Here is a 17,785-nt window from a genome sequence, read left to right as displayed (position 1 = left end):
CCTACACCGCGGGTTAAGAAATGGACAAAGGAAAAGGCGAAAGAAAGCGCCCGGACTTTCCCAGTGACGATAAGCGCCGCGTTGCGGCGGAATTGTGCGCGCACGGCATCTCTCGTGCCTCCTTTGCCTATCGTGATCATCTTCGTGACGCCACGAAAATGATCGCACGGCTCAAATCCCGTGGACCCGGTACTGCCCGGACGATAAAACCTGAATATCCCTACTACTTATATGTACAAAAAACCTGTGTCCAAATCACCGTGGGGGTACTTCTAGCAAATGACTACTTTTATGCGACCGAAATGTAAACGCTGATCGCGTCCTTTAACATTAGTTTTTACTGCACCTGCTGTGTCTCTTTTTATCAGACAGACGGCATCATTTTTTAACGCACTTCTGTATCTGCTATTGACGCCCTTTTGCATCATTTTTAAGCGCACGTGCGTATCAGCTTTTAACGCCCATTTACCGTCAGAACTGACACAGTTAACGCACCAACTGTGTCAATTCCTCACGCTCCATAACAGCCTCTTTCCACACCTGCAGAATCAGCGGTTCGCGCCAGGCAAGTGCTCCGCAGTAAAAGGGCAGGGGCCAGACGCGGTGATTCACAAGTGCCGGTATGGTTTTAAGTGCCGGCTGTTTTTTGACGGCCTTCTCGATGGCCACCGCTCCGGCTGTGCCGTCTCCGGTGAGGGCAACGGCTTCGGGCTGTTTTGCGAGAAGCTCGCTGAGGCTTTCTGCGTTGAGTTCCGTTAGGCCCGGGATCTGTTCCTTTTCGGGATCAGAGACCGTCACGTTGGCGCAGCCAAATTCGCGTGCCACGGCCTGGCTCAGTTCGTGAGAGTCCGTCACCGCAAAAAGAAAGGTTTCGAGCGTCACGGGCTGCCGGATTGACAGCAGAATCAGCAGTTTCTGTGGCTTTGTTGCTTGCGGCGCTTCCCGCAGCAGTCTGAAGCGCTCCTCGTAATCGCGGATCACGCGCTCGGCCTGCTTGTCCGCATCAAACATGGCGCCCGCGCGGCGCAGCACTTCCGGGACGGTACCGGTTACGTCTAAAACCTTCACGGGCACCCCAGCTGCTTCCAGTCCCTCTTTCATTGAGGCGGGGTTAAGTTCCGCGCGGTGGTTGTCTTCAAGGAGCACATAGTCCGCAGGGATTTTGGTAAGTGCGCTTTTTAAAACCTGCGGTTTGTTGTGCATGGCGCAGGCCACACACTCAAGGGGCTTCTCCTGCGGGTGCAGCAGTTCCATTGAGGGCACTTCGCCGCCCACAAGGGCGTAAGCGTAAATCTTGAGTGCCGCAAGGTATTCGGTTGCGGTGTCGCCGATAAAAACCGCCCGTTCGTAGCGGGGATAAGGGACGAAATTGTTGAGCATGGTGGTTTCCTTAAGTGAGTGTCAGCACCGTATCGGCCCTGCTGATGAGTCCGCTCTGGTGGGTAATGAGCAAAACGGCGGTATCGGGCAGTGCGCGCCGTACGAGCGTGAGCAGGGCTTCTGCCGCCGTGTCGTCCAGCCCCGAGAGGCTTTCGTCCAACAGCAACACCTTGGGTTTGACGGCAAGGCACCGGATAAGACACAGGCGCTGCTGTTCTCCGCCCGAAAGCCGTACGGACCAGTCCTGCTGCGTATCAAGTTCCGGCAGGAGGCTCTCGAGCCCCACGGCGGTGAGGCGCTCTTGGGCCTCACGGTCGGTGAGCGTCTCGGGGCGCCGGGGGTAGGCGAGATTGGCGCGCAGGGTACCGGTGAAGATGTAACCCCTCTGCGGAATCCAATAGACGCCGTCCGGGATCGTGAGCAGTCCTTCAAAGCCCGCATAAAACCCTGCGAGCGTCTTCATGAGCGTGCTTTTGCCGATACCCGAGGTACCTGTGAGAAGCGTAAGCGTGCCGGGTTTGAGCGTCAGTTTCACGGAAAGCTTTCGGGCCGCGTCTGAGGAGTGCCCGGGAACCGTGAGCTGCAGGTCGGCTGTGAGGTTTTGCCCTGCACCGGATTGGACAGGTAAGAGCCGCTTTCTGAGGGTTTCGGCTTCGGTGAGCCCGGCTTCCAGGCGCTTTAGGCGGGCGTAGGCGGCGGAAAGTTTTGCGAGATCGTCGTAGCAGAAAATAATCCAGGAAAGTGACCGCGCGACGTCCCCGAACGCGCCTCTGATTTGCATGAGGCCCCCGAGCTGAATATGGCCTGCCAAAAACGCGGGAAGCGAAAAGAAAATGGGTGCGAGGTGCGTGAACTGCCCCAGGCCCACCGTGAAGAAATCGAGGTCACGCTGCTTTTTCACGAGGTTTATGAGCATATCCATGAGGCTGCCGAACTTCTCGTGCAGCCCCATGGCTTCCGTAGCTTCACCCCGGGCGCCGGCAATGGCATCGGCGTGGCGGCGCTTTTCCATGAGCGCCGCTCTGAGATCCGCTTCCTTATGCTGTACCCCGATGTTGTAGGTCTTAAGTTTCCTGCCGATGACGTGCGTGAGCCACGTGGAAAAGGCGGTATAGATAAGGCACACCCAGAACATGTAGCCCGGCACGGTGATGCCGAAGACTTCGGCGCTCCCCGAAAGTGTCCAGAGAATGACCGAGAAACTCCCGATCGTGAGAAGCGAATCAAAAAGACTCACCGAGAGGTTAAGCGAGAGGGAGACGAGGTTTTTGACGTCCTCACTCATACGCTGATCGGGATTGTCGGGTTCTTTGCCGCTTTCGCGCAGCAGGTAGTGGGCACTCGCAGGCGACAGCCACCGGTCAAAAAATACGTAGGTGATATCGCGTCTGAGGGCAATGATGACCCGGTCCTTGAGGTAACCCGCGGATACGAGAAGCGTAATGATGACGGCCGCAAGGCCGATGAAAAAGACGAGCTCCCGGTAAATGGCGTCTTTGTCCACCCGCTGCAGCGCGTCGTAAAAACGCCCGTTCCAGTCGTTTAATTCCACCGCGAGTTTGATGTTGACCGTGTAGGCCGCAAGGAGCACGGCAAAAAGCGCCCAGAACCACAGGCGTTTCCGGTGGAAAAGATAAGCGCCCAACAGTCGGGCCAGACCGCTTCGCGTCATGCGTATGTTCCGGAGTGCGGCAAGGCGGCCGGAGGTTTAATCCCGACCGCCTGCCGGTTAAGTCTTACGGGCTTCAGAACTGCGCGGAGAGCCAGACGCGGGCGGCGCGGCCGTAGCCGTAGCTGCCGTTAAGAATCCGGTACTCCTTGTCAAAGAGGTTCGTGAGTGCGGCACCCGCCGTGAGGGTGACAAAGCCCTCGACCTTCGGGGACCACTCCACACCCACGGCGTGGGTCATGAAGCGTGCGTAGTGCTTGTAGACGCCGCTGCCGTAGTCGGTTTCCTCAGCGCTCTTGCCGCCCTTACTCCACCGGGCGCGGTACCAGACGTCAAGGGCCTGCGCGGGGAACGTATAGCCGAGGCGGAGGTTCGCGGACTGCGGTGTCACGCCAGGCACGCGCTCGTCGGTCGTCTTATCCGTGGCGTGCACGAGGCCGTAATTGGCGCGCACGCTGAAGTTACCGATGGCGTAGCCAGCGGACACTTCAATCCCCTTACGGACCACGTGACCATGGTTTTTCGTGGAGAAGTACATGGTGCCCGGAACGTTCGGATCCCTCCAGGAGGTGGAGCCGATGAAGTCCTTCACGTCGTCGTAGAAGAACGTGAACTTGGCGTTGAGCTTATCGTCTTCAGCCAACAGTCCCTTGAAGTTAAGGTTGGTGCCTGTTTCCCAGTTTGTGGACTTTTCGGGTTTGAGGTCGGGGTTGGCAACGACAACGGCGTTATCGATCACACCCGGATAGACCATCGTAAAGTAGAGTTCATCCAAAATCGGCGGACGGTAGCCGGTATTCACGGATGCCCAGATTTCGGTGGAGGTGTGCGGTTTCAGGGTCACCGTCACCCCGGGTGTCACCTTGTTGTCCGACATTGAGGCGTAGCCCCTGTTGGATTCACGCTTGTAGTAGTTCCAGCGCACAACAGGGCTCACGGAAAGCCATCCGGTGATGTCGTAAATGTCCTGAATGAAAAGGCCGGCATCCAGGGCGTCCGAATCCGGACGTCCCGTGGCGTCAACCCACTGGTTGCCTTCAAGGTCTTTGCCGCTTTGGCTCTTTTTGTAGATGTCGCCCCCGAACGTGAGCTCATGGCCGCCGAGAATCTTAAATTCACTGGTGTTCTGAACATTGGCGCCAATCGAATCAAACTTGATCTCGGATTCGCGTGCGCCGGTATCAAAGGCGTATTCAGAGCTCACGTACTGCACGGCCGAGCGGATGTTGACGAGTTTGCTTGCCTCATACTCCCACTTGCCGGTGAGACGGTGCTGTTCGTTTTTGTACGTCTGACGGCCATAGCTTGAACTGTCCCAGTCGTCGTGGGCAATGTCGTAGTTGTAGGCAAGGCTCACGAGCATGTCGTCGTTGGGAAAAGCGGAGACTTTCGCGAGCACCGCCGTCTGGTCAAAGTCGCGGTTGTTCTCCGAGCGCTTGCCTGTTGAGCTCTTTGTCTCCCCGGCATCCTGGCGGTTGACGCCCACCACGGCGTCCCAGATGCCGTGACGGCCGAAGACGAAGGCGCTCTTCTGCCAGTTTTCCGTATCGGACGCATAGCCGGTTTTGACCTTGACGCCCCAGTCCTTGTCGGTGCCCGCCAGAAAGTCTGCGGCGTCCTTGGTGGTGACCGCGACCGTGCCGCCGATGCCGCCGTTACCGTAAAGGGAGCTGCCGCCGCCGCGGCGTACTTCGACCTGCTTCACCATTTCCGGATCAATGAAAAGGCCCACGGGCTGGTTGCCGCCGATTGTTGTGTCCTCCTGACGCATGCCGTCAATGAGGTAGGTGATTTGGTTGGCGTCAGAGCCGCGGATGCTCACGCGGTTAAACATGACGCTCTCCGAACTCGTGACGTCAACGTTCGGCACATCAAGGAGCGTTTCCGCAAAGGTCTGCGGGACGTTTTCCTCAATGGTTTTGGCCGTAATTACGCTGATCGAAGCTGCGGCTTCAGATAAGGGTTCGGCAACGCGCGTGGCGGTCACGACGACCGGATCCTCAAGAACAATGGTTGTCTGCGCGGAGACGGCGGGCGCAAAAACGCCTGCAACAGCAACGGACAAAAGGGAGAGACGGGTGCTGCGGGAAAGGGAGGTGGTCATGGTATGTGTGAGGCAAGCGAAGCGCTTTCTTACAGCTTGAACTGTCTTCGCTCACAACAAATAAGAATGAGAACGAGAATGATTCCCATTCTATCTGTTAGCAAGTATAAGTTTTGAAAAATTTAGAAAGATAAGGGTAAGTAAGTATGCTTATTCGGAGGATTTCATTTTTGAAGGGATTGAGGAGGTTGAGGTCTTGTCTTACAAGGTGATGAGGGACAAGCTCAGAGAAGCTGTGCAACTAAGGTAAATGTTGTATTAATACAACACAAAGTCTTCCGGCGCATGATATGAAATCGAATTTCCTCAGTGTTTTCTCTTAACCCATGACACTTCGTTGAGATAAATCAATCGGGGGGGTAATCCCTTAAATTGCCCCATCAAGGCCCGTACCTTTTCCCCGGCGCGGTCCGTCAACCCCATCAAAGGATTTTTCGCAATGAACCGTACATTCAAAACGTTGTGGAATGACGTTCGCCGCTCTTTCGTGGCAGTGAACGAAACACAGAATTCGCACGGCAAGCCCTCCAAGACTGTTGTGGCGCTGACTGCTGCTGCGGTTATTCTCGGAGCAACGGCTGCTTCCGCTGCTTATGTGGAACAGGGCCGCTTGGGCAGCACCTCGTCCTGGGAATCGGCTGAATACGGCAGCGACGGCTACATCAGTCAGAAGAAGAACCAGCACGGGCTTGTGCACGTGAACGCTTCCACGGCATACGCGGAAGGCTACACCGGTAAAGGTGTGCTGATCGGCGTTGTGGACTCCGGTGCCCTTCTTTCCCACTCCGAACTCTCGGGCGGCCGCATTTTCGGCGTCACGGCGTCCGGTGAGTACTCTCACACGGGTACGCGCTATCCCTTCTATGACCTCAAACAGGGCGGTCCGAAGCTGCCTGACGGTACGATGGCCAAGGGCGATTACACCAAGGGTGAAGCTTTTAATGTGAACGGCGACTGGATTCTCGGTGTGAACGATGCGCACGGCACGCACGTCACCAGCGTTGTGGCCGGTAGCCGCGACGGACAGAATTCCCACGGCGTCGCGTTTGATGCTGATATTGCTGTCGGCAACACGGGCGGCAGCGACAACATGAACTACGGTCCTTATCAGGACTACGGCTACTTCTATGCCGTGTGGGATGCGGTCGGAGCGACCGGTGCCAAGGTGATCAACAACTCCTGGGGTACCAACATCCGCATTAATGACAGCACAAGTGAACACTATGATGTGGGTAAACACTTTGGCAGCTATGACGGCAGTCAAGAACCGACACTTGGAAATCGCATTAGACCAGAAGGGTCCGAGAAGGAATACTTCCTCTTCATGAAGGATGCCGAAGCCAACGGCGGCAAGAATTTCATGGATGCGGCTTATGAAGTCGCTGCGAAGTACGGCCTCGTGCAGATCTTCACGAACGGTAACCGTCAGTTCCAGAACCCGTACTACCGTGCGGCCTATGCCTACTACAACCCGGAAGCGGAAAAGTACTGGATTGCCGCGGGCGGCGTTGATGTCGATGAGCAGGGTAATGAACAGGTAATGGGCTGGGGCAAAACATGGACCGGTACAGGTGCGGTTTCTGAAGCAGAGGGTAAGACCAATGCCTACAACCGCTCCGGTATCGCCAAGTGGTGGGGTATTGCTTCTGCTACAAATGTTTTGGGCGCAAACGTGAATTCCACGACGGGCGAAGCTTCCAACCGCCAGGCGGGCGGTACCTCGAACGCCGCTCCTCATATTGCCGGTGCCATGGCAGTGCTTCTCCAGCGTTTCGGAACGTACATGGACGTGACCCAAGTGCGTGACGTGATGTTCACGACAGCACGGCAGCATCAGCTCAATGATCCGACGAAGCTTCTTCCCGGCATCAGCCAAGAGGAAGCAGGAGCACCGGAAGATGACTATGGCTGGGGTATTGTTGATCTCGGTAAGGCTATCTACGGTCCCGGCCAGTTCTTTGGTACGTTTGACGTCACGATGAACGGCATTGCCGATCAGTGGGATAACGACATCACGGATCAGGCAATTCAGCTTCGGGGCAAGGAAGACGCTCTTGAAAAGGCTGAGCTGGAAACCCGGATCGCACAACTCAAGGCCCCCACCAAGCAAACAGACGAAGTGCGTTGGGAACTCGGCTATAAGCAGAAGCGTCTCGCGGCTATCGCCGAACGTGAACGCCAGGGCTACACGGGTAAGCTCATCAAGCGCGGCAACGGTCTGCTCACGATGACCGGTGTCAATACCTACACGGGCGGCACGGAAATTTACGGCGGCACGGTTGCGGGTCTCACCGAATCCTTCGGCTCCGGTAATGTTGTCGTGAAGAAGGGGGCGACGGTTGAACTGCACAAGTCCTTTGACGTGACTCACGCCGGCAAGATTGACTGGGAAACAACGACCGTGACCGGTACGGCTGCTGACAATACGGACGATGCCAAGATTGTGCTTGAAGCCGGCTCAACACTGGCTCTTGCAGGGGAAAATATCAGTATCAACTCCCTGACAACCAACGGCAAGGCTTCCGTTAAGGCCTCCGGCTTTACGAAGGATCAGCTCGCAGGTCTCTGGAGCGGTGCCACCAAGCAACTCGCTGTTTCCGCCGCTGTGGTGAATATCGATCCGAATGTTGCAACAAACCTCACTGCCGGTACGAGCGACTACGCGCTCTTTGAGACGACAGACGTGAAGGTTGAACAAAACTCCGTGACCGCACAGCTCACGAAGTCCGATAAGACCGTTGCTTCCTTCGGCGCGGACGCCAACAGCGCCGCCGTGGGTGCCGCGATTGAATCGGTTGCCGACAGTGCCGTCATGAGCGAGCTCGTTGCCGCTTCCGCGGGCGAAATCTCGCAGACGCTTACCTCGTTGAGCAACGACCTGCACCTCGCGGCTCAGAACGCGACGCTTCTTAACAGTGCGCTTGTGGCCCGTACGATCAAGGATCAGGCCTCTGCCTACGGTGAAGCCCGCCGTGCCGACTTTGAAAACGGCGCAACTCTCTGGGCAACCGGTATGGGTTCCTGGGGCTCTGTTGATGCGGGCGGTGCCTCCGTTGATATGGATGTTGACACCTATGCCGGCTTCATCGGCGGCGAAATGCCCTACGGTGACGGCAACAAGGTCGGTGTCTTCTTCGGTTACGGCTCCACGGACTTTGACGCGAGCAGTGACGGCAAGATCGAAAGTGATGATCTGCACTTCGGCGTGTACGGTGAAAACACCTTCAATGCCGTCGGTGTGACTTACGGCCTCGCTTACACGCAGCAGGACCGTGATGCCAAGCGCACGCTCGTGCTCGGTCAGTCTGTTGCCGGAAGCGCGCTCTCTTACGACGCTGATGTACTGCAGGTCTTCGGTGAAGTGAGCTACAAGGGCTTCAGTACCGACACCTTCCAGGTTGAACCCTACGCCGGCGTGAGCTTTATCCGCGCCTCGGCCGATGATCTCTCCGAAAAAGTGGGCGGCCACGCCGTGAAGACCGAACTTGAGGACCAGAACCTCGGTCTCTTCAATATCGGTGTGCGCGGTGCGATGCCCTTTACGGCAGGCACGGTCGCCATGAAGGTGAAGGGCGATGTCGGCTACATGCAGTTTGTGGGTGACAACGAAGCCGAAGCCAAGATGACGATCGGCGACGCGGGTACCGCCAAACTCACAGGCGAGAAGCTTTCGGGCCTTGCCACGGTGGGTTTCGGTATTGACGCGGCTGTCGGCCAGAACGTCACGCTCGGTGTGAGCTACACCGGCGCGTTCGGCAGCGACATCAAGTCGCACGGCATCGGCGCCAACATCCGCATCCGCTTCTAAGCGGCCGGACCTCTGCAGCCGGACTGTTTTCACGCGGTCCGGCTGCAGGACAGACTCCGTTTTGTTCGCTTTTCCGGAACAGAATTTCCCCGCACACCTTTGGCCTGCGGGGTTTTTTTAAAGAAAGAGCAGGGGGGCATCTGCCTTTTGAAAAAAGGCAGCCGGATGCCGCTTCGCCTTCAGCACTACAGGCACGGGGATGACTGCCGGCGGTACTTTCCAGGTGAACCGCAGGCAGTGGGAAACATCCTCGTGCCTGCTGCCGTCCCCGTGTGCCTCTCAGAGTTGGAAACAGTCGGACTGAGGCCAGAGATTAAATTGGCTGGATGTTTCAAGAGCATCCGGCCGTTTGTACTCAGTATCTGTAAGGCTGCAGCAGAAGCTTACTCATAGCGGCTGCACTCGCGCGTGTGCCAGTTCTCGATCTGATCGGGCGCCACGTAGTTCTTGTCGTACGTGCCGTTTTTCTCTGCGGGCTCCGTCCAGCGGACGAGATCCTTCTTGTTGGAGAGGCACTTGGCTTTGATGTAGGCCTCACGTTCGGAGAGGTTTAAGAGCGCGAGCACCTTGTCTTTGGTGTCAAAGGCGGGAGCTTCCCAGTCGCCGGCACCGTGCCTGGCAAGAATTTTTCTCAATTCCACGCGGGCCTGCTGTGCGTAACGGATGGCGTTTGCGAACTCCGTGAAGGTTTCCTGTGATGCATGAAAGTAGGCGGCGCGCTGCAGGGAATTAAAGCGCCAGTAAGAGGCGCGGATCGCCTGCAGCACCGGCTGCATCTCGGCTTCAGAAGCACCGGCCGCCCAGGCTTTGCCCGCTTCCAGATGGGCTTTCGCGAGCAACGTGCCCGATTCAATCCGCAGCTCTGCGACACGGGCTTTGCGCTGCGCGACGTAGGAAAGGATCTTGTCCTTATTTTTAACATCGTGGCACCCGGAGCAGGACGCCTCAAATGTTTTAAGCGGTCGCCCGATGTTGTGACTCGTGTAGGTCTGACCATTTTTCGTCACCTTGGGCATGTGACAGGTCGTGCATGAGAGCCCCATCTGTCCGTGAATGCCGGTTTTAAATAGTTCGTAGTCCGAGTGAATGCTCCAGATGAGCGGTGCTATTGAGATCGGATGGATCAGATCAGTGCGGGGCTTGCCGTCGGGGAAGTTTTTCCCGTCGTTGAGCCACGCTTCCTGTGCGGCAATGGAAAAGCCGCCTGGCCACGCTGTTTTGGCAACCGTCATCCTGCGCTCTTTGCCGGAGGCGTCGGTCCATTTCTGTTTGACGGTAAAGCCTTCGTAGTGGCACTGCGCGCAAATGAGTGACTTTTGTTCGGCGGCGGAAGACTTTTCAAAGGCGGGCTTGCCGGCTGCTTTGAGTTCATCGTTAAACCAGGAGAGCGACACCTTGAGCTGCATCGTTTCCGGATCATGGCAGTTCATGCAGCCCACGGAGTGGGCGCCGAGTTCCGAAAATTTGCTGACCGGGCTCGACAAAAATTCTTTTTCCCCGTACCGGCGGATGATTTCAGGGGCCGCTGAGCTGTGGCAGGCAAGACAACGGGCTGAGGTTTTCTCATTGGCACTGCCGTCGGGAATGCCCGCGTCGGTCAGCGTCATGAAGTCAAGCCACCCGTAGTAGTGGCCTCGGAGGCCGAGCAGCACCGGACCGCCTTCGCCGCCCGTACCGGCACGGAGAATGGCAAGAAACGGATATTTGGCGATGTAGTCGGCGGTTTCGTTTTCCTCTTTGGAGGCAATCCAGCTTTCATACTGCAGCGGAAAGAGTTTGGCGAAATTGGGGCTGACAAATACCGATCTCACGCTCGGCGGTACGTCCGTTACGACGATCGGGGCTGGTGACGGCGTAGGCGCGTTTGGTCGTCTGACTGTTGCAGACAATGCACAGGTCACCGTTGACGGCGGGAAGCTGTACGCCGGAGCGAAGATCACCGATACTGACTCAGAAGGTATTGAGATTGCCGGAGGCGTCGTAACGCTCAAAGGCGATAAGACCAACAATGCGGTTATTGCGACAAGCGGTACTTCGGGAGTAGCCTCGGTTACTCAGAAGGGCGGCAGCATCGCTGTGACCGGAGTCGGTGTAATCGGCGTGGAAGAGACCGGAACGGATACCAAGACGTACGGTGGTACGTTTGACCAGCAGGGCGGTACGCTTTCCATTGCGAAGGGCGCATTCTTGACGGTGAAGGCTAAGACATGGAATATTGCCGGAGCTCAGGTTGTCAATAACGGTTTCGTGACATTTGACGGGGGGATGTAATGTTTTTTGTGTCCAGGCGATAACAGCGCTCCCGTAGGGCGCGAAAGGAATCACCGTGGCACACCGTACACCCAAAATAAACGACACCGTAAAATTTACCGACCAGCAGCAGGCCATTCTGAACGATGCCGTAGAGCAACTGATGGAAGCCGGCGGCTTAACGGCCTTAACGCAGGCTCATTTCAACGAAGCGATGAAGATCGTAGCCCAACGCTTCATCAACGCCGCCCTGCAAGGGGAACTGAAGCACCATTTGACACAGGAAGAGGAAAATCTCAACGAAGAGGAATCATCGGCTGAGCGCGTTGAAAACAAACGCAATGGGTACAGCAAGAAAACGCTTCACGGCAATAAAGGCGATTTAGAAATCCAGGTTCCCCGGGATCGCAAGGGGACTTATGTTCCCCGCCTGGTACCCAAGCACTCACGGCATTTCAATGACTTCGATGACGCCATCATCGATTTATATGGACGCGGATTGTCTACCCGTGAAATCACTGAGTTCATCAGAAGTCAGTACCACGTTGAAGTGAGTGCCGAATTCATCAGCACCGTGACGGAAAAGGTAAATGACGACGTACGGCAATGGCAAGGCCGTCCGTTGGATTCGGTCTACCCGGTGGTGTTCTTTGACGCTTTGCGCATCAATATCCGTAAGGACGGCGTCATCAAGAAGATGGCGGTTCATTTGGCTCTCGGCGTACGTTGTGACGGCCGACGCGATGTGCTCGGCATGTGGGTTCATGAAAACGAAGGCGCGGCTTTCTGGACGTCGGTATTTACGGAATTGAAAAACCGAGGCGTAGAGGACATCCTGATCGCCGTCACAGACGGCCTCAAGGGTATGACGCAAGCCATTGAAGCCGTATTTCCCCAGGCGTAACATCAAACCTGCATGTAGCGCAGAGTTGGCGCTCTGCCTGGGCACAGGTGATACCCTTCTTCAACTTTCCCCGGTCGATTCGGAAGTTGTTGTATACGACCAACAGTATTGAGGCTCTCAACCGTGGCGTTCGGAAGGTAATCAAAACTCGAACCATGTTTCCGCATGAAGAATCCGCCAAGATGCTGATTTACTTGGCACTTCAGCGCATTATGGAAAAATGGAAGCTACCTGTTCGTGCTTGGAATGAAGCCATGCCGGTGTTTGCAGCCATGTACGGTGAGCGATTTGCCGCTGGGCAGGCTTAATTGCCGCGGAGTACTGAAACAGTGTTTCAGCATAGCAGTTGCAGTGTTACAACTTAAGGAGACGAAACTGCGATTTTTCCGGTAGCGGCGCGCCGCTGCATAGTCGCCCCCATGGGGGCGGCTATGCAGCCCTCCCATGCCGCCGTCGTACCCTGAATCATCGCATTACCACTGATGGAAAAAATGGGGCTTGACAGCCCCGAAGTACCAGGGGTTAAATACCCCTGTTAGCGAGCCAACAAGCTCAACCGTAAACCCGCGCTAGACACAAAAATCTACACACACCCAGCTGATTATTCGGAAAGTCTACGGGTTTCGTAATGTTGAAAATCTCAAGGCACTGGTGCTTTTATGCTGCTCAAATTTGGTGATCCCTTTGCCAAACCATGCTGTCTCCGGAAAGCCCGCTAAACAACAGCCTTCCGGTGTAGTTGCTTGATTTTTTTACCCACAACTATGCACGAAGAGCCAAAAACCTTGGCTGTTACGGGAAAGCCTGCACCGTGTCAGGAAACCCCGCGCTTTCAAGCGCGGGTTGTTTAGGCGCAGAGAAAGCCCCGGCACTGTCCGCAGGTGAAGGTCCCACACCACCTTGCCGATCACGGACGCAAGGTTGACCGACTGACTGCGGTCGGATTTTCCTATGGCGTAGGAGCGTACGCGGTTTAAAACGTCCTTGGCACACTGTGCCTGGCGGGTAATGCGCGCAATGACGCAGAGGTCTGCCTCGGTGACGGCTTTGGGTGCGGGGCGCTGCGGGACGCTGTTGGTGAGACTTTCCGTAAAGCAGACAAGTGCATTTAAGGGTTGTCCGAGTTCATAGAATTTCATCATGGCGGAAAGCCTGCAGTAAGTGAGTCATACGGGAGCTGCCGAAGGCAAGCTGACTGAAATGAACTGCTTTTCAGACAAGCGGAATTTTCTGCAGATATGCACGCGCGTAATCTGACAAAAACACAAAGACACTGCTTTTGCGCCGTCGATCGCAGTGCCCCCGGCGGGCGGCGCGAAAAATGTTCGGCTTCCATGACTTTCATCGCCTTCTGCCTTGCGTCGACACGGCTAAGTTATTTCCCTTAAATCCCTTAACGTGGTCGGCCTTTTTCATCCGTATATTCACCGAGGGTTTACCCGCCGCGCCTCCCACCGCACGGCGGGCAACACATACGCCAAGTTTTAAAAAAGTTGGAGAAGTACAAAATGAGAAGGATGTTCATGTTGTCGGCGGCCGCTGCCGCAGCCATGGTTCTGTCTGTGGGCGCTCAGGCTGCCGTCAAAGACGGTACGTTTGAAGGTACCGGCGCCGGCCGCGGCGGCCCCGTCACAGTGGCCGTCACCTTTGAAAAGGGCCGAATTGCCGATGTGAAGGTTGTGAAGCAGACCGAAACCGTGGGTGTTTCCGACCCGGCGCTTAAGCGCGTTCCCGCCGCCGTTGTTAAGGCCAACAGCGTCAACGTTGATGCGGTAAGCGGCGCCACGATGACCCGCAAGGGGATTCTCGAAGGTGTTGCAGCCGCCATCGTTGCCGCGGGCGGCAAGGTTGCGGACTTTAATAAGCGGGCACCCAAGGCAGCTGCTCCCAAGGGCGTTGAAAAGGTTACGACCGACGTTCTCGTTGTGGGCGGCGGTGCGGGCGGCCTTGCAGCCGCCGTGCGTGCCGCAACGCAGGGCGCGCATGTCATCCTTATTGAAAAGCGTCCCAACATCGGCGGCGCCACACAGCTTAACGCCGGTACGTTGGTTGCCACGGGCTCACGTTATCAGCGTGAAGTCATGAAGGAAACCAAGGACAGCCCTGAGCTTCTCGCCAAAGACATCTTCCGCGCCGGTGAAAACAAGAACGATCCGGTTCTCGTGAAGATGGTCGGAGAAAAAGCGGGCGGTGTGGTTGACTGGCTCATTTATGACCTCAAGATCCCCTACGGTCCCGCTGCCACGCAGTATCCGGATCATTCCGCCAACCGCCAGCTGGGCGTCACCGGGCGTTCTGTCAATTGGCTCAAACTTATGAGCCAGAAATTGAACGAAAACGGCGGCAAGATCATGACCGATACCCGCGCTCAGGAATTTATCCGCGATAAGGCGGGTAACGTCGTGGGCGTCAAAGCCACAATGACCAACGGCCAGAAGATCGACTTCTCCGCCAAATCCGTGGTTCTGGCTTCGGGCGGCTACGGCGCCAACCGCGCGATGCTGCCGAAGAAAGTGACTTCCTACCTCTTTTACGGCCTTGACAGCGAAACCGGTGACGGCCTCGCGATGGGTAAGAAGATCGGTGCGGGCACCATTAACCTCGACCTTGTGAAGCAGTATCCGCAGGGCGTTGAAACGCTGCCGCATCACGCGCTTGCTGCCACCGCGTCTTCAACCGACACCATGAAGAAGTCCGGCGCCATTTACGTGAACCGTGACGGTAAGCGTATTGTCGATGAACTCGCGGGCTTGGGGACGCTTACCAAGATCACCGAAGCCCAGAAAGACTCCATCATGTACATTGTGATGGATAAGGCCGCTTGGAAGCAGTATGTCGCCAAGAGCCTTGAAGACAAGCTCGTTGCGGCTCCCTCGGACCTTGATAAGTGGGTCAAGATCGTCAATAACGGCTACCCCGTAATGGCAACCTCGGCGAAACTTGCCGATGCCGCCAAGACTATGGGCATTAACGCCAAGGGCCTGCAGGCAACGATCGCCCGCTGGAACGGTTTTGTGAAGGCCGGTGCCGACAAGGACTTCGGCCGTAAGGTCCTGATGCCCTTTGGTGAAGGCCCGTACTACATCGTTGAACAGAAGCCGCGCTTCCAGACAACGCTCGGAGGCCTCAAGGCCAACGCCGACATGCAGATTCTCAACAAGAAAGGTCAGCCCATCGGCAACCTCTTCGGTGCGGGCTGCGTTGTGGGCGGCGCCAACGGCTCTGACAGCCTGACGGCCATGATGAACTCCTGGGCCATTATCTCGGGTGTTGTGGCCGGTGACAGTGCGGTGAAGAACCTGAAGAAGTAATCGGGTTCTGCCACTGACGGAACCGGTGCAGCTCTTCTGTGGCGCCGGGTTCTCTGAAAAGGCTCCGTAGGGTATGTTTCGCTCTGCGGGGCTTTTTGCGGCTGCACGCCTTCGAAAATCGCGTGCAATGTCGATAAGGCAGGTAAACTCGCCGGCAATCGTCCCAGGAGAACCGTATGCCGCAAATGCCACGGCTCACAGTAAACCTCAGAAGAAGGCCCTGCCTTCAGAGCGACGGAAGACAGCTACGATCTGAAGGCTGAGCAATCAGCGCTTGCGAGGCTCAAACAAGTCTCAGGGAACGCCGGATCGATAGTGCAGTACAAACCAGCGAATCGGCAAGACGAAGCAGTCCTTCGCCGGAACCGACGGATCGAGCTGATGAAGCCCGTACCCGTAGAGCGGTTGCGTTTTAAATGTTCCTGTGGTGCAGGGGACGCCCGGGCAGACAAGGTCTCAAAAACCTTGGCTGTTTGCGGGAAAGCCTGCACCGTGTCAGGAAACCCCGCGCCTTCAAGCGCGGGTTGTTTAGTGCAAAGCCGACCGGATCCCGAGACAAAACTGCCTTGAGGCAAAGATTCAGGCAATACGCCCGGAGACGCTGCACGGCCGTGTCGGTTTCGGCGCGCACCTCGGGAAGGAAAAATTCTGAAGCCTCGGCTTTAAAGAGCCTGCGAAAAGCCCCGTGAGGCGCCAACCGCACGGGGCTTCAACCAAGCGCTCAAACCCGCGTCAGAAGCGGAAATCGCGTTCGCCTTCTTCGATGCGTTCAAGGCGTTTCACGCAGGCCTTGTGAATCTTCTCGTTTTCGATCTTGGGGAGTTCCGACGCAATGAGAATGTCGCCCGCTTTCTTCGTGGACGGACACGCATAGTCGCACATGTACTCCTTGATCGTCATGATGGCGTTGGCCTGACAGTAAGCGGCGATGCTTCCGTCCTTGGCAAACTCCATGAAGCGGTCACCGGTGCGGCCGGCGCGGTAGCAGGCCGTGCAAAATGAGGGCAGATACCCGTTTTCCATGAGCCAATGCACGATTTCGTCGAGCGAGCGGCGGTCATTGGTTTCAAACTGCGCGGTGTGCTCATCGTCCTGCGCTTCAATCTTGATCGTGTAGCCCCCGACCGACGTTCTGGAGCCCCCGGAAATCTGCGAGATCCCGAGCTTTAAGGCTTCCGTGCGGATGCGCGCGCTTTCCCGCGTACTCATGATCATGCCGGTGTAGGGGACCGCGAGACGAATCAAAGCCACGATCTTTAAAAACACATCGTCCGGAACGGCGTTACTGAAGGTCTTCGGATCAATGTCGTCAGCCGGGCAGATGCGCGGCACCGAAATCGTGTGCGGCCCCACGCCGAAAACGGCTTCCAAGTGTTCGGCGTGCATGAGAATCCCTACGAAGTCGTAGCGGTAGAGATTGAGCCCAAAGAGCACCCCTAAACCCACGTCGTCAATACCGCCTTCCATCGCGCGGTCGTGCGCTTCGGTGTGGTAGCAGTAGTCGGCCTTCGGTCCCTTCGGATGCATCTCCTCGTAGGCTTTGCGGTTGTATGTCTCCTGAAAGAGCTGGTAGGTGCCGATCTGCGCTTCGTGCAGTTTACGGTAGTTTTCAACGGTCGTCGCCGCGATGTTGATGTTCACGCGCCGGATCGCACCGTTTTTGTGCTTGATCGAGTAAATCGTCTTGATGGACTCAAGGATGTACTCAATCGGGTTGTACTTGGGGTGCTCGCCGGCTTCCAAAAGAAGCCGCTTGTGGCCCAAGTCCTGCAGCGCAATCACCTCACGGCGGATATCGTCCTGGGTGAGCTTCTTGCGGATGATGTTCTTGTTTTTGGCGTGGTACGGGCAGTATGTGCAGGTGTTGATGCAGTAGTTGGAGAGGTACAGGGGCGCGAAAAGAACGATGCGCTTACCGTAGATGTGTTCCTTCACCTTAATTGCGGCCTGCATGATTTTTTCATTGCAGTCGGGAAGGTCGCAGGCCAGAAGCACCGCCGCTTCGCGGTGGGTGAGACCCTTAAAGGTGAGGGACTTATTGATGAGCGATTCAATCAACGCTCTGTCGGACTTATGTTCTTCGGCGTACGCAAGCGTGTCCTCAATCTCCTGATGGTTGATGAAGTCATCGGCCTGACGCGATTTGGGATCGTACATGGTGATTTAAGCGCAACAAGCGCTGTGAGTTAAAAAACCGGAAACGGCGTTTTGTCTTCTCTTTCTTCTTCTTTTTCGTGAGAAGCAACTGACGCCGAAAGTGCGGCCGAGTCTATAACGATTTCACCTTAATTCCAACTATACAGAAGGCCGTTTTGATCAAACAGGCTTAAGAAAAATGAGCGTTACACTTTTGCGCGTA

General features: G+C 56.3%; 11 protein-coding genes and 1 pseudogene. 6 read left to right on the top strand and 6 right to left on the bottom strand.

Translation table 11 applies throughout. From position 1 onward, the window contains the following. Positions 1 to 20 precede the first annotated feature (20 nt). The gene (locus tag NXF97_RS02355) at positions 21 to 308 is read left to right on the top strand and encodes a hypothetical protein (protein ID WP_274956336.1); all 288 of its coding nucleotides are present in this window, start codon (positions 21 to 23) and stop codon (positions 306 to 308) included. Between the two features lie 178 nt (positions 309 to 486). On the opposite strand, the gene NXF97_RS02350 is transcribed toward NXF97_RS02355, so the two are convergent. The 3 genes from NXF97_RS02350 to NXF97_RS02340 form a co-directional block, all read right to left on the bottom strand. Continuing rightward, the gene (locus NXF97_RS02350) at positions 487 to 1,380 is read right to left on the bottom strand and encodes an ABC transporter substrate-binding protein (protein WP_274956335.1); all 894 of its coding nucleotides are present in this window, start codon (positions 1,378 to 1,380) and stop codon (positions 487 to 489) included. 10 nt (positions 1,381 to 1,390) lie between these two features. Then, positions 1,391 to 3,052 (bottom strand): ABC transporter ATP-binding protein/permease, encoded by a 1,662-nt coding sequence (locus tag NXF97_RS02345; protein WP_274956334.1) that lies wholly within the window; start codon positions 3,050 to 3,052, stop codon positions 1,391 to 1,393. A gap of 73 nt (positions 3,053 to 3,125) precedes the next feature. Then, positions 3,126 to 5,153: a TonB-dependent receptor domain-containing protein gene (locus NXF97_RS02340; protein ID WP_274956333.1), complete on the bottom strand. Its 2,028-nt coding sequence runs from the start codon at positions 5,151 to 5,153 to the stop codon at positions 3,126 to 3,128. 439 nt (positions 5,154 to 5,592) lie between these two features. Between NXF97_RS02340 and NXF97_RS02335 the strand changes: the two genes are divergently transcribed. Then, the gene (locus NXF97_RS02335; protein ID WP_274956332.1) at positions 5,593 to 8,961 is read left to right on the top strand and encodes an autotransporter domain-containing protein; all 3,369 of its coding nucleotides are present in this window, start codon (positions 5,593 to 5,595) and stop codon (positions 8,959 to 8,961) included. A gap of 383 nt (positions 8,962 to 9,344) precedes the next feature. Here the strand turns inward: NXF97_RS02335 and NXF97_RS02330 are convergent, their stop codons facing one another. Beyond that, complete coding sequence (locus NXF97_RS02330; RefSeq protein ID WP_274956331.1) at positions 9,345 to 10,772, bottom strand: ammonia-forming cytochrome c nitrite reductase subunit c552; 1,428 nt, start codon at positions 10,770 to 10,772, stop codon at positions 9,345 to 9,347. On the opposite strand from NXF97_RS02330, the gene NXF97_RS02325 reads away from it, so the two are divergent. Both NXF97_RS02325 and NXF97_RS02320 read left to right on the top strand, forming a co-directional pair. After that, complete coding sequence (locus NXF97_RS02325; protein ID WP_274956330.1) at positions 10,747 to 11,232, top strand: hypothetical protein; 486 nt, start codon at positions 10,747 to 10,749, stop codon at positions 11,230 to 11,232. The two genes, NXF97_RS02330 and NXF97_RS02325, sit on opposite strands and share 26 nt — an antisense overlap. Before the next feature lie 76 nt (positions 11,233 to 11,308). Beyond that, positions 11,309 to 12,423, top strand: a pseudogene (locus tag NXF97_RS02320) (IS256 family transposase). Between the two features lie 444 nt (positions 12,424 to 12,867). Here the strand turns inward: NXF97_RS02320 and NXF97_RS02310 are convergent. After that, positions 12,868 to 13,257 carry a hypothetical protein gene (locus NXF97_RS02310; RefSeq protein ID WP_274956328.1) on the bottom strand — a complete coding sequence of 130 codons (390 nt, stop codon included), beginning with the start codon at positions 13,255 to 13,257 and terminating at the stop codon, positions 12,868 to 12,870. A gap of 366 nt (positions 13,258 to 13,623) precedes the next feature. Between NXF97_RS02310 and NXF97_RS02305 the strand changes: the two genes are divergently transcribed. Together NXF97_RS02305 and NXF97_RS02300 are read left to right on the top strand one after the other, a co-directional pair. After that, entirely contained in the window at positions 13,624 to 15,426 is a 1,803-nt protein-coding gene (locus NXF97_RS02305) for an FAD-dependent oxidoreductase (RefSeq protein ID WP_274956327.1), read from the top strand. A 315-nt stretch (positions 15,427 to 15,741) separates the two neighbouring features. After that, a complete protein-coding gene (locus NXF97_RS02300; RefSeq protein ID WP_274956326.1) occupies positions 15,742 to 15,996 on the top strand; it encodes a hypothetical protein in 255 nt (84 codons plus the stop codon). A gap of 162 nt (positions 15,997 to 16,158) precedes the next feature. Here NXF97_RS02300 and hydG read toward each other — a convergent pair whose 3' ends face one another. Further along, positions 16,159 to 17,583 carry a [FeFe] hydrogenase H-cluster radical SAM maturase HydG gene (gene hydG, locus NXF97_RS02295; RefSeq protein WP_022372407.1) on the bottom strand — a complete coding sequence of 475 codons (1,425 nt, stop codon included), beginning with the start codon at positions 17,581 to 17,583 and terminating at the stop codon, positions 16,159 to 16,161. Positions 17,584 to 17,785: the final 202 nt, after the last annotated feature.

Origin of the sequence: Duodenibacillus massiliensis, from assembly GCF_928721995.1 — a bacterium.
Taxonomy (GTDB): Bacteria; Pseudomonadota; Gammaproteobacteria; order Burkholderiales; family Burkholderiaceae_F; genus Duodenibacillus; species Duodenibacillus massiliensis.
Note: the sequence above shows the minus strand (reverse complement) of the source record. Positions and strands in the feature narration are given on the sequence as shown.

What these genes read in the sequence shown, in the direction of transcription:
- NXF97_RS02355 (WP_274956336.1), top strand. Translation starts at nt 21, where the DNA reads ATGGACAAAGGAAAAGGCGAAAGAAAGCGCCCGGACTTTCCCAGTGAC.
- NXF97_RS02350 (WP_274956335.1), bottom strand. Translation starts at nt 1,380, where the DNA reads ATGCTCAACAATTTCGTCCCTTATCCCCGCTACGAACGGGCGGTTTTT.
- NXF97_RS02345 (WP_274956334.1), bottom strand. Translation starts at nt 3,052, where the DNA reads ATGACGCGAAGCGGTCTGGCCCGACTGTTGGGCGCTTATCTTTTCCAC.
- NXF97_RS02340 (WP_274956333.1), bottom strand. Translation starts at nt 5,153, where the DNA reads ATGACCACCTCCCTTTCCCGCAGCACCCGTCTCTCCCTTTTGTCCGTT.
- NXF97_RS02335 (WP_274956332.1), top strand. Translation starts at nt 5,593, where the DNA reads ATGAACCGTACATTCAAAACGTTGTGGAATGACGTTCGCCGCTCTTTC.
- NXF97_RS02310 (WP_274956328.1), bottom strand. Translation starts at nt 13,257, where the DNA reads ATGATGAAATTCTATGAACTCGGACAACCCTTAAATGCACTTGTCTGC.
- NXF97_RS02305 (WP_274956327.1), top strand. Translation starts at nt 13,624, where the DNA reads ATGAGAAGGATGTTCATGTTGTCGGCGGCCGCTGCCGCAGCCATGGTT.
- hydG (WP_022372407.1), bottom strand. Translation starts at nt 17,583, where the DNA reads ATGTACGATCCCAAATCGCGTCAGGCCGATGACTTCATCAACCATCAG.